Origin of the sequence: Streptococcus oralis, assembly GCF_026782085.1 — a bacterium.
GTDB lineage: Bacteria > Bacillota > Bacilli > Lactobacillales > Streptococcaceae > Streptococcus > Streptococcus oralis_DA.
Genome location: NZ_JAKUVW010000004.1, coordinates 822,581 through 835,891, shown reverse-complemented (window position 1 = coordinate 835,891; position 13,311 = coordinate 822,581). Strand labels below are relative to the sequence as shown.

9 protein-coding genes and 2 pseudogenes are annotated in these 13,311 nt (G+C 37.2%); all 11 read left to right on the top strand.

Annotated features, from left to right (window positions below; translation table 11 throughout):
* Positions 1-22 precede the first annotated feature (22 nt).
* Positions 23-1,165 carry an AbiH family protein gene (locus tag MK395_RS06285; protein ID WP_268711507.1) on the top strand — a complete coding sequence of 381 codons (1,143 nt, stop codon included), beginning with the start codon at positions 23-25 and terminating at the stop codon, positions 1,163-1,165.
* Between the two features lie 106 nt (positions 1,166-1,271).
* Entirely contained in the window at positions 1,272-2,843 is a 1,572-nt protein-coding gene (locus MK395_RS06280; protein WP_268711506.1) for a type I restriction-modification system subunit M, read from the top strand.
* A gap of 1 nt (position 2,844) precedes the next feature.
* A pseudogene (locus MK395_RS06275) lies at positions 2,845-3,129 on the top strand (cell filamentation protein Fic); the annotation flags it as partial.
* Between the two features lie 135 nt (positions 3,130-3,264).
* The gene (locus tag MK395_RS06270; RefSeq protein WP_268711505.1) at positions 3,265-4,140 is read left to right on the top strand and encodes an Abi family protein; all 876 of its coding nucleotides are present in this window, start codon (positions 3,265-3,267) and stop codon (positions 4,138-4,140) included.
* Positions 4,137-5,879 carry a restriction endonuclease subunit S gene (locus tag MK395_RS06265; RefSeq protein ID WP_268711504.1) on the top strand — a complete coding sequence of 581 codons (1,743 nt, stop codon included), beginning with the start codon at positions 4,137-4,139 and terminating at the stop codon, positions 5,877-5,879. Before MK395_RS06270 ends, MK395_RS06265 begins: the two co-directional genes overlap by 4 nt.
* A gap of 55 nt (positions 5,880-5,934) precedes the next feature.
* On the top strand, positions 5,935-8,979 hold the full coding sequence (locus MK395_RS06260; protein WP_268711503.1) for a type I restriction endonuclease subunit R: 3,045 nt from the start codon (positions 5,935-5,937) through the stop codon (positions 8,977-8,979).
* Between the two features lie 146 nt (positions 8,980-9,125).
* Positions 9,126-9,530 (top strand): YbgA family protein, encoded by a 405-nt coding sequence (locus tag MK395_RS06255; RefSeq protein WP_268711502.1) that lies wholly within the window; start codon positions 9,126-9,128, stop codon positions 9,528-9,530.
* The gene (locus MK395_RS06250; RefSeq protein WP_268711501.1) at positions 9,514-9,879 is read left to right on the top strand and encodes a TIGR02328 family protein; all 366 of its coding nucleotides are present in this window, start codon (positions 9,514-9,516) and stop codon (positions 9,877-9,879) included. Before MK395_RS06255 ends, MK395_RS06250 begins: the two co-directional genes overlap by 17 nt.
* Before the next feature lie 156 nt (positions 9,880-10,035).
* Positions 10,036-10,402: pseudogene (locus tag MK395_RS06245) on the top strand (type II toxin-antitoxin system RelE/ParE family toxin).
* Complete coding sequence (locus MK395_RS06240) at positions 10,392-10,685, top strand: helix-turn-helix domain-containing protein (RefSeq protein WP_268711676.1); 294 nt, start codon at positions 10,392-10,394, stop codon at positions 10,683-10,685. The pseudogene MK395_RS06245 and the gene MK395_RS06240 overlap by 11 nt, the downstream one beginning before the upstream one ends.
* 353 nt (positions 10,686-11,038) lie before the next feature.
* Entirely contained in the window at positions 11,039-13,288 is a 2,250-nt protein-coding gene (gene metE / locus MK395_RS06235) for a 5-methyltetrahydropteroyltriglutamate--homocysteine S-methyltransferase (RefSeq protein ID WP_268711500.1), read from the top strand.
* Positions 13,289-13,311 lie beyond the last annotated feature (23 nt).

Here is a 13,311-nt window from a genome sequence, read left to right as displayed (position 1 = left end):
TAAAAAAGCAAAGGGAGAAAAAATGGCAGATACAATTTTAATTTTGGGTAATGGCTTTGATATTGCCATGGAGCGAAAAACGAAGTATGAAGAATTTATTGACTTTGAAAAACAATTATTTTCTAATCCAGATGAGAAGTTGCTGGAGTTTCTAGAAGTTAAAAATATAAAGATTGAGAAATACAAGGATAATTTATATTTAAAATTTATTAATGAGAATAAAGGTACTCTTGGAGATAATTGGTCTAATCTTGAAATCATGATTTCTCAACTTGCAGATGCAATAATGTATTTTAAGGAGAAGAGTGATTTGCTATTTCAAATTGCACCTGCAAATCAATTTTGGGTACTTGAAGATAAATTAGTAAGTGAAAATAATTATAGTTCAAAAGTATTTGTTGCAAGAAACTTTATTTCCTTTTATAAAGAGGAAGGTTGGGATTCTTTGGAAAGAGAAGTTGCACTTGAAAAATTAAATAATAAATTTATCAGGCAACTTGATCTATTGATTGAATTGTTAGAAATATATTTATCTTATATAGACTTTCTTGATTTTGAAGTTAGAAATATTAAATCCAAGCCAACAGCTCTAGATGCAATATCAGATTTGTCAAATTCCTCTGTCCTAAACTTTAATTATACTAACACCTCAGGATATTTATTTGGGACTTCTGAGAAGAGAACTCATTTCATACATGGGCGAATTGACTTAATTAGAACCTTCAGTCGAATTAATACGATGGTTTTTGGAATTGAGGATAAAGAAAATGATGTTAACAGTGATTTGATTCCTTATCAGAAGTATTACCAAAGAGTTGTTAAAGAGACCGGAAATAAATTTGAAGAATTCTTCAGACAAACTATTCAATTTCCTGATAATGATTTTGAGAGTTATATTACTTCTAAAAATATCATTGTTTTTGGTCACTCTGTAGATCCTCTGGATAAAGAGATATTCCAAAAATGTTTTGAATTAGCAGAGAAAGGTGAGTATCTATATCGATTTTTTTACACTTACTTTGATGAACCAGCTAAACGTTCAATTATTAAGAATCTCGCAATCATCCTTGGGAAGGAAAAACTGATAGAGTTAACAGGTAAACGGAATATTGTATTCGTAAAGAGTGATGATAAGGACCGTATGAACAAAGAGCTACTACCTTAATAAAGTTAAGAATAGTTTATAGCCCACTCGCTCTAGCCAGGTCGAGTGGTTTTTCTTGAAATATGATAAAATAGAAAAGATAATACATTAATTAAGGAAAGTAAAAATGGCAAGTAAAGAAAATGCAGAACGCAAGGAGCTGCATCGTAAAATTTGGGCGATTGCAGACGATGTTCGTGGAGCTGTAGACGGTTGGGATTTTAAGCAATATATCCTAGGAATTCTGTTCTATCGTTTTATTTCAGAGCACATGGCAGACTATTTTGACCGTGCGGAGCATGAGGCTGGGGACTTAGAATTCCGTTATGCTGAATTGAGTGACCAAGAGGCTGAGCAAGATTTTAAACCAGGGACAGTTGAGGATAAGGGATTCTTTATCCTTCCGAGTCAGCTGTTTGAAAATGTTGTCAAGGATGCTTCACAAAATGAAAATTTAAACGAAGACTTGGCCAATATCTTTCAGGCTATTGAGAAGTCAGCGATTGGGTTCAAATCAGAGGACGATATCAAAGGCTTGTTTGATAACTTAGATACACGAAGTAACATCCTTGGTGGAAGTGTTCCAGAAAAAAATAAACGCCTATCTGATATCCTCAATGGTATCAATAGCATTAACTTTGGTAACTTTCAGGACAATGATATTGATGCCTTTGGGGATGCTTATGAGTTCTTGATTTCCAACTATGCTAGTAATGCAGGAAAAAGCGGGGGTGAATTTTTCACACCTCAGACAGTTTCTAAACTACTAGCTCGACTAGTCATGGTCGGCAAGGATAAGATTAACAAGGTTTACGACCCAACATGTGGGTCGGGCTCGCTCTTGCTCCAGATGAAAAAACAATATGAAGAACATATCCTAGAGGATGGTTTCTTTGGTCAAGAAATCAACATGACCAACTATAACTTGGCTCGTATGAATATGTTCTTGCACAATATCAACTACAATAACTTTGACATTAAGCGAGGAGACACCCTTTTAAATCCTCAGCATTTGGAAGAAAAGCCTTTTGATGCTATCGTTTCTAACCCTCCGTATTCTGTCAAATGGGTGGGAGATGGAGACCCAACTCTGATAAACGATGACCGTTTTGCACCAGCTGGCAAGTTAGCACCTAAGTCAAAAGCTGACTTTGCCTTTATCATGCATAGTCTCAACCACTTGTCTAATAAAGGTCGAGCAGCCATTGTTTGTTTCCCAGGAATTTTCTATCGTGGAGGTGCTGAAAAGACCATTCGTCAGTATCTGGTAGATAACAACTTTGTTGAAGCAGTCATTGCCCTTCCAGACAACCTCTTCTTTGGAACTTCTATCGCAACTACGATTTTAGTTCTGGCGAAGAATAAACTTGAAAATAAAACACTCTTTATTGATGCGAGTAAAGAATTCAAAAAAGAGACCAACAACAATGTCTTGACCGATAGCAATATCGAGCATATAGTTGAATTATTCTCTAATTATCAAAATGTTGACTATAAATCTGCTCTTGTTGATAATGAGGTGATTGGTTCAGAGCAGGATTATAACCTGTCTGTTTCAACTTATGTTGAACAAGAAGATACTCGTGAGAAGATTGATATTGATGTGCTCAATAAAGAAATCGCAGAGACTGTGACTAAGATTGACCACTTGCGTGCAGAGATAGATAAGATTGTAGAGGAATTGAGCCAAGGCAAATGATGTGATTCTCTATAAAACAGATGATGGCAAGTCCGCTATTGAGCTTCACTTGGATAATGGAACAGTCTGGCTGACCCAACAAGAACTAGCTGAGCTCTTTCAGACTTCCAAGCAAAATATTAGTAAACATATCAAGGCAATATTTGAAGATGGTGAGTTGGATGAAGCAGTGGTTGTCAACTATCAGTTGACAGCCACTCGTCACGGTGCAATGGCTGGTAAAACTCAGTCAAAAAAAGTCGCCTACTATAATCTCGACATTATTTTAGTGATTGGTTATTGTGTATACTATATTGAAAATAATTTTTAAAAAAGTAAAAAATCCTTGAATTATCTGCTAAAAACGGTATAATAGAATTAATAGGACCGCCCACCTCTCTTTGATGTGACAAGGCGGACATTTTTTTATACGGAAGTTATTATGAAAATTAAAGAATTTAAAACTTGGGATGAGCAGGTAGCCAAATTAATTGAGCACGGTTGTAAAGATATCAAATCAAATGAGTATGCGATTGATATTTTACAAAAGGTTAATTATTATCGGCTAACTGCTTATTTTTTACCTTTTCGTGATAAAGACACGCAGAAGTATGATTCCAGTAAGGTTTCTTTGGAGAAAGTTTATGGAATTGCTTGTTTTGATGCAGAGTTACGTTTGCTTATTTTTAAGTATTTAGAGGACATTGAGTTGTATTTTAGAACTCAAGTTGCCTATCATCATGGAAATAAATACGGAGCTTTAGCTTATAAAGAAGCGACTGCTTTTAATAAATTTCATAAACATGATGAATTTTTAGAAGATATTGAAAAAGAATTGAGCCATAGACAGAAAAGCCCGATTTATAAGCATCATCAGCGAAAATATGATGGAGAATTCCCTATTTGGGTTTTAGTAGAATTTTTTACTTTTGGAATGACTTCGAAATTTTTTGCAGATTCTCCGATAGATATTCAACAAGAAATTGCTAAAAATGTCGGTATAAAGTCCACTCAAATTAGAACCTATCTAGAAGTTGCAGTGGTTTTAAGAAATTACTGCGCCCATTATAATCGATTATACTACACAAGCTTCACAAAGATACCTGGTCAACTCCCTGTTTTTATGAATGACAATAGTAAATTGAAAAATAGACTAATGGCACAGCTTTATGCAGTTAAAAGCCTCTATCCTGATGAGAAAAAATGGAATGAAGGATTTTTATGTGAATTGTCAGAACTCATTAAACGCTATCAAGCAGTGATTCATCTGCATCATATTGGATTTGTGGGGAAATGGGAAGAAATACTAAAGAAATGAGAGAGTATGAAATGAACATCCTAGAAGAAATCCAAAACTGTCCCGTTGAGTGGAAAGAACTAAAAGATATTGCGATATTGAAGAATGGAAAGGATTGGAAAACTCTTCCAAGTGGGGAAGTACCAGTATATGGAAGTGGTGGAGAAATGGGAGAGTTTGTTTCAGAGTATTCTTATGACAAACCAACTGTTTTAATTCCTAGAAAAGGCTCTATTTCTAATTTGTTCTATTTAGAGAATGCTTTTTGGAATGTTGATACAATTTACTATACAGAAATTGATGACAAACAGATTATTCCAAAGTATTTTTTTTATTATTTAACGACTATTAAATTGGAAGAAATGGCAACCAATCCAACAAGACCTAGTTTAACCCAAGCTATTCTTGATAAAGTTAAGATCCCAATTCCTCCTCTAGAAATTCAAGAAAAAATAGTGCAAATACTTGACAAAATGACTGGGTATGTTACAGAATTGACCTCAGAATTGACCTCACGTAAAAAGCAATATTCTTTTTATCGAGATAAGCTCTTATCATTTGAGGATGAGGTCTATCAGGTTGAGTGGAAAGTACTTAAAGATGTTGCTACATTGAAAAATGGAAAGGATTGGAAAAATCTTCCAATTGGTGAAATACCAGTATACGGCAGTGGTGGAGAAATGGGAGAGTTTGTTGCAGATTGTTCTTATGATAAACCAACTGTTTTAATTCCTAGGAAGGGTTCTATTTCTAATTTGTTCTATTTAGAAAAAGCGTTTTGGAATGTTGATACAATTTACTACACTGAAATTGATGGAAGTCAGGTTATTCCAAAGTATTTTTATTATTATTTAACGACTGTTAATTTAGAAGAAATGTCAACTAATCCAACAAGGCCTAGTTTAACTCAAGCTATTCTTGATAAAATTAAGATCCCAGTTCCATCTCTCGAGATACAATCTCGTATTGTTCAAGTTCTAGACAACTTCGATATGGTTTGTAATGACCTAAATATAGGACTGCCCAAGGAGATTGAACTACGTCAAAAACAGTATGAATATTTTAGAGAAAAACTCTTGACATTTGTCGCCGAAGGCGAGTACACTGAGAGTAGAGTAGAGGAGTGGGACAACTCTGCAATTATCAATCTTTTACAGTGGATATTTGGCCCAATTCGAGTAGAGTTGGGAGCTATTTGTGACTTTGTAAGAGGAAATGGACTTCAGAAGAAAGATTTTACAGCAATTGGGAAATCTGTTATCCACTACGGACAAATTTACACTAAATACGATTTTTCAGTCTCTGAAACTCTCTCCAAAACTAGTGAAATAGTGTTCGAAAAGTTAAAAAAAGCACAACCAAATGACTTGGTAATGGCAACTACATCTGAGAATGTTGAAGATGTTGGAAAAGCAATTGTTTGGGAAGGAAAAGAAGAGATTGGTATTTCTGGAGATAGTTATATCATTCAAACTACCCAAAACTCACGTTACTTAAATTATTGGCTGAGATCGACTTCTTTTCAAACTCAAAAGGAAAGAAAAGTGACGGGCACAAAAGTTATTCGTATCAATTCGAAAGATATAGAAAAATTTCAAATCATCCTCCCGTCCCTTATAGAACAAAAAAGAATCGTCTCCATTCTTGACAATTTCAATACTTTAACCAACTCTCTTTCTGAGGGTCTTCCGAAAGAAATCGAACTGAGACAGAAACAGTATGAATACTGGAGAGAACAATTATTAAACTTTACTAGATAAATTCTTTCATCATTTTGAGATAGAATCTCAATTAAAACAAAAAAGGAAGCATGCAATGGTTGATTATTCAAAAGTACAGGAAGTAATTGCGGAAACAAATGAGGGGATTCTCTTGGCTGAGTATCAACCAGAGTATCGCACAGATAGAGAATATCAGTCTGAGGCTGATCTAGAAAATCAGCTGATTTCTGATTTGGTTAATTATCTTAACTACGAACGACTAGATATCCATACACCTGAAGAGCTCTTAGCAAATGCCAAGGTGCAAATAGAAAAACTCAATAAGGTGACTTTTACGAATGCTGAGTGGGATCGCTTTGTAGTAGAGTATCTGGATTGTCCCAATGAAGGATTAGTTGAAAAAACTCGAAAAATCCAAGAGAATTATATCTATGATTTTGTCTTTGATGATGGACGAATTAAAAATATTTTCATCCTTGATAAGAAAAACATTCATAACAACAGCATGCAGGTCATCAATCAAGTGACCCAGGTGGGTAGCCATACCAATCGTTATGATGTCACCATATTGGTAAATGGACTTCCTTTAGTTCAGATTGAATTGAAAAGACGTGGTGTTAGTCTTAAAGAAGCTTTTGAACAAATCCATAGATATAGTAAGGAAAGTTTCAATAGCGAAAATTCTTTATACAAATATATTCAGATTTTTGTTATTTCCAATGGCACTTATACACGCTACTTTGCAAATACGACAGCTCAAAATAAAAATCATTATGAGTTCACCTGTGAATGGGCAGACCGTAAAAATAAAACCATTCACGATTTAGAAGACTTTACTGTCACTTTCTTGAGTAAGCGAGTCCTCTTGGAAGTCTTGACCAAGTATTGTGTCTTTGATGCTGATAATACCTTGCTCATCATGCGCCCTTATCAGATAGCAGCTACTGAGAGTATCATACGCAAGATTCATTCATCTAATGAGATGAAGAACTTTGGGACCATTAATGCTTGTGGCTATATCTGGCATACGACGGGTTCAGGGAAAACTTTGACCAGCTTTAAGACAGCTCGTTTGTCGACAGAGTTGGACTATATTGACAAAGTGATTTTTGTGGTGGATAGAAAAGACTTAGACTATCAAACTATGAAGGAATATCAAAAATTCCAACCAAATTCAGTCAATGGTAGTAATAATACAAAAGAACTTCAACGTAGTATTGAAGAAAATGATGGAAAAATCGTTGTCACAACTATTCAGAAGTTAAATAAATTTATAACAGCAAATCCAAATCATGAAATCTACAGTAAGAAATGTGTTTTAATTTTTGATGAATGTCACCGCTCCCAGTTTGGGAAGGCTCAAAAGCGTATTAAGAAGGCCTTTAAACAGTATGCTCTATTTGGTTTCACAGGGACTCCAATCTTCCCAGAAAATAGCTTAACGGGAGAGACAACGCAAGAGGTTTTTGGCGAACAACTTCATAACTACGTTATAACAGATGCTATTCGAGATAAAAAAGTGTTGAAGTTCAAGGTTGACTATAACTATATCAAGCCTGAAATCAATAAATATAGAGAAGCAGAAAAAACAGTTGGCCGAGAGCTTGATGAGAAGAAACTCAAAAAGATGGAGAAGGAACTCCTTTTGCATCCAGAACGGATAGCAACTATCACAGAGTATCTGTTGAGAGTTTATAATGACAAGACACATCGAAATCAACACTATACTCATAAGCAAAAACAACTGTCTGGATTTAATGCTATGCTAGCTGTACAAAGTATTGAAGCTGCTAAACTATACTACGACGAACTCCAACGGCAACAAGCAACTTTACCAGAAGCTAAACGATTGAAAATCGCAACCATCTTTAGCTTTGCGCCAAACGAAGAACAGTCAGCTTATGGGGAAATTCAAGATGAAGAGCTCGAACCGCAAGATACAGCCATGCCACAATCTTCTAAAGAGTTTCTGGAAAAAGCGATTGATGACTATAATCACATGTTCAAGACTAACTTCTCAACTGATGGGAAAGAGTTTCAAAATTACTATCGTGACCTTTCAAAACGAGTTAAGTCTAAAGAAGTGGATTTACTGATTGTAGTGGGAATGTTCTTGACGGGATTTGATGCTCCAACTATGAATACTCTCTTTGTCGATAAAAACCTACGTTATCATGGCTTGATTCAGGCTTTTTCTAGAACCAATCGGATTTTTAACAAGGTTAAACCTTTTGGAAATATTGTTTGTTTCCGTGATTTAGAAAAGGCTACGCAAGAAGCTATTAAGACTTTTGGAGACACAAATAAGCTTGAAATCATCTTAGAAAAAAGTTTTAGTGAATACATGGATGGTTTTGTCGATCAGGTAACGGGTATCGAGGTCAAAGGATATACTGCGGTTTGTCAGGAAATTCTGGAAAGATTCCCAAATCCGCAAGAGATTGAAACAGAGCACGATAAAAAAGAGTTTGTTAAGTTATTTGGTGAGTTTCTGAAACTTGATAACGTTCTTCGAAATTATGATGAGTTTCAGGAAATCGATAAGCCTATCTCGGAAGGATATCTCCAAGATTTAAGAAGTTCTTACGTGGAAATTCGAGATGAATTCTTAAACCTTAAAAACTATGAAAGAACGAAAGACCTAGGTGTTGACCTTTCAGATATTGAATTTGAGATTGAACTCTTAAAAACGGATGAGATTAATCTAGATTATATCCTTGCTTTAATTGTTGAAAAATCGAAGAACTCTGAGTCTAAAGAAGCAATGAAAGCTGAAGTTAGCCGTGTGATTCGTTCTAGTATTGATATCCGTGCCAAAGAAGAGTTGGTTATTGGATTTATCAATGACACCGATTTGCAAAAATTGAAAGACCATGATGGGATTATCCATGCTTTCTACGAATATGGCAAGGAGCGCAAGAAAATTGCGATTCAAGACCTAGCTGAGGCTGAGAAACTTGTAGATGACTATCAATTGTTTATCGATAAATCAATTCAACGAGGTTATGCTGAAAATAGTGGGACTGATTTGGATTCGATTATTCCACCAACTTCTCGTAGACAGGGAGCGCGTGAACGGAAAAAACAAGAAGTTTTACGTAAGATTCAGTTGTTGATAGAGACTTATTCAGGTATTTAAGGGGTTATCGACCACGGTTTATTAGAAAAATCAGGCTCTACAAAAAATACTATTTATCCGCTCATATTCTGCTTATATTCCGCTCATTTTTTAGATACAACTTTGTTTCCATACTTCCTGGAAACGGATAGAAAACAAGGAGAAACATGGAACAAACTAATCAAAAATCCCAGTGCCAACAACTCTGGGCTAGAAACAAATACCTCGTTTTGAGCCATTCCAGCAATATTTACAATGAGATTCGCCAATACTTGAAGAATGAAAAAGTGGAAGTCAGCCATGTTCAAAACCTCATTGACCGTGCTTGCCAGATTCCAGAACACAGGGGTCAGGTTTGCAACGCTTTTCAGCATATTTGGGGCTATTTCAAAAATAAAGCGACCGATGCCGAGCGTAAGGACTATATGCTCTTGCTGGATCGCTACCGCTTTGGTCAGGCTTCTAAGGAGGACTTAATCGCTAAGACTCGAGACTTGCTTGATCGCTATCCAAATACCTACTTGCAACATTCGACTTTACTGAAAGGAGACTCCCATGAGACTTTGGCATGAGGCTTTGATTTCACAACTTCCCCGTCCGCAGCTCTTGGGGCAACATCGAGAGTGTTGCGCCCTGCGTGGCAATGGCTGGGGAAGAAAGCATGCGACGGTGAACTATGTCTTTACCCATTCGCCCTATCGTCTCTATGCCTATCATCGCTTGATCATGGAGGAGATGGCTAACCGTGGCTATAATGTCAGTCCAGAGTGGTTGGACAAGAACTACCGTGGCAAAATTTGCCCAGCTTATGAAGACTTGCCTGAGGAAAAGTTGGACAATCCCATCTATAGTGAGCATGATGCAGAATACTATGAGGAGTGCCTGGCTAATCTCCGAGAGAAAGGCATTGAGCTGGAGTAAGAGTCAGGATTAGCTTCACATTATAACTCTTCTCATAATTTTTTCGAATAATAAAAATGAGACCTTTAGAATGATTCTAAGGTCTTCTTTTTATGGGTATTTGGATTTACTTTTAATAACTTTTGAGTTATAATCGAATTAGAAAGAGGTTGCTTGGTGCACACGATTTACTTCTATCAAGGACAAAAATGGAAATGAGCCAGTCTTGGATTATATGAGAGAATTGGCTAGTCAGAAAAGTAAGGACAGTCGCATCAAACTCAATAAACTAAATGACTATATCGAGTTGCTTAGTCAGCATGGGACTAGAACTGGTGAACCCTATATCAAACATTTGGAAGATGAAATTTGGGAACTAAGACCTCTAAGAGATAGGATTTTATTTGTAGCGTGGCTTGATGGGAGTTTTGTTCTCTTACATCATTTTGTCAAAAAGACTCAGAAAACTCCTAGGAGAGAAATTGAAAAAGCCAAGCGTGAACTGAAGGACATAAAAGAAAGAGGGTTAAGTGATGAAGAATAGTGCCATTGGAAGTAATTGGAAAGATATCCGATCTGAACTCTTTTCCAAGGAAGAAATTCTTGAAAGTGATATGCGAGTGGCTATCATGAGTGAGTTGATTGAGGCTAGACATGAGCAAGGTATCAGTCAGAAAAAGCTAGAGGAACTCAGTGGAGTAAGCCAGCCTGTTATAGCTAGGATGGAGACAGGAAAGACCAGTCCTCAGTTGGATACGGTCTTAAGAGTTCTTGCTAGTTTAGGAAAGACACTAGCAGTCGTTCCACTTGAACAGGAAAAAGGTTGATAGAGAAGAGATTACTTGGTTTGCTAAAATCATCCACTGGATAATTTTATCTCCCGTCCGCACTTTTTCAGGGAAATATCAAAAATACTAAAGGAAAACCAACCTATAGTCTTTTCTAATAACAAGCCATAGTCACTTATAAGCATCGTCAATAGCTCGTTTGAGCATTCCAACTAAAATACAGCCGTAAAACAAGCAATACAAAGGATTTGAGACACTGGTCTCAAGTCTTTTTCTTTTGTTTAAAACAGTGATATAGTTTCAAACTATATCAAAGCCTAATTATTTACAATTATACAGACAGTTTCTTTTCTGTTAAAATAGTTTCAACAACAAATTTTGGAGGACACATCATGTCAACTACGATCATCGGTTTCCCTCGTTTGGGCGAATTCCGCGAATTGAAATTTACAACTGAAAAATATTTTAGAAAAGAAATCTCAGAAGAAGAACTACTTGCAGCCGCAAAAGAATTGCGTGCAAAACACTGGAACATTGTCAAAGAAAAAGGCATCACTGAAATCCCATCAAATGACTTTTCTCACTATGACAACTTTCTTGATGCAGCTTTCCTCTTCAACGTGGTACCTGCTTCAGTTCAAAATTTGGACTTGTCTGACCTTGAGCGTTACTTTGCTTTGGGTCGTGGTTACCAAGGAGAAAAAGGGGATGTTCGTGCCCTTCCGATGAAGAAATGGTTCAACACCAACTACCACTACATTGTGCCTAAATTTGAAAAAGACACTCAAGTTAAATTGGCTGGTCACAAGATCTTTGATGAGTTCCAAGAAGCAAAAGAACTTGGATTGAACACTCGTCCTGTCCTTGTAGGTCCGTTCACTTTCCTTCAATTATCAGACTTTGAAGAAGGCGTGAAAGCAGAAGACTTCGTAGATAGCTTAGTAGCTGCTTACCAAGAAGTTTTTGCTAAATTGGCTGAGCTTGGTGCGACTCGTATCCAATTGGACGAAGCAGCTCTTGTCAAAGATTTGACAGCTGAAGAAAAATCTCTTTTCTTGAACCTCTACAACAAACTCTTGGCTGACAAAAAAGGTCTTGAAGTCTTGCTTCAAACTTACTTCGGTGACGTTCGTGACGTTTACGCTGACCTTGTGAAATTGCCAGTAGATGCCATTGGTTTGGACTTCGTTGAAGGTAAGAAAACTCTTGAATTGGTTAAAGGTGGTTTCCCGGCTGATAAGACTCTTTATGCAGGTATTGTCAATGGAAAAAACATCTGGCGCAACAACTACGAAAAGAGCTTGGCTATTCTTGAGCAAATCCCAGCTGAAAACATTGTTTTGACTAGCTCATGCTCACTTCTTCATGTGCCATTTACAACTGCTAACGAAGAATTTGAACCAGCTATCTTGAACCACTTTGCATTTGCAGTTGAAAAATTGGATGAGATTCGTGACTTGGATGCTATCCACAATGGTCAAGGTGAAGAAGCACTTGCGGCCAACAAAGAACTCTTTGCGACTGAGCGTGTGGGTGAAAATGCTGAACTTCGTACTCGTATCGCTGGTTTGACAGACGCTGACTACACTCGTTTGCCAGCCTTTGCAGAACGTGAAGCGATCCAAGAAGAAACTTTCAAACTTCCAGCACTTCCAACAACAACAATTGGTTCATTCCCTCAAACTAAGGAAGTCCGTGCCAAACGTTTGGCCTTCCGTAAGGGTGAATTGTCACAAGAAGAGTACGATGCTTTTCTTGCTGAAACTATCGACGAATGGATCAAATGGCAAGAAGAAGTTGGATTCGACGTGCTTGTCCACGGTGAGTTCGAGCGTAACGACATGGTTGAGTACTTCGGTCAAAACCTATCAGGATACCTTTTCTCTAAGAATGGTTGGGTACAATCATACGGTATGCGTGGGGTGAAACCACCAATCATCTGGGGTGACGTCACTCGTCTTAACCCAATCACTGTTAAATGGTCTAGCTACGCACAAAGCCGTACTGACAAACCTGTTAAAGGTATGTTGACAGGACCTGTTACCATCCTTAACTGGTCATTCCCACGTGAAGACATCTCTATCAAGGACTCAACTCTTCAAATCGCCCTTGCTATCAAGGATGAAGTTCTTGACCTTGAAGCTGCTGGCGTGAAAATCATCCAAATCGACGAAGCTGCTCTTCGTGAGAAATTGCCACTCCGTCGTAGCGACTGGTACGAAGACTACCTTGACTGGGCTATTCCTGCCTTCCGCTTGGTACACTCAACAGTAGCGCCAGATACGCAAATCCACACTCACATGTGTTACTCAGAATTTACAGATATCATCCCAGCTATCGACAACATGGATGCGGACGTTATTTCCTTTGAAGCAAGCCGTTCAAACCTTGAAATCTTGGACGAACTCAAAGCGAAAAACTTCCAAACAGAAGTGGGACCTGGGGTTTACGATATCCACTCACCTCGTGTGCCAAATGAAGGCGAAATCGACCACACAATCGATGCTATTCTTGCTAAAGTACCAAGCAAGAAAGTTTGGATCAACCCTGACTGTGGTTTGAAAACACGTGGTATTCCAGAAACAAAAGAAAGCTTGATCCGCCTTGTCGAAGCAGCAAAAGCTGCGCGTGAGAAATTGTAAGATAAGATTTCTCTCTTGACACT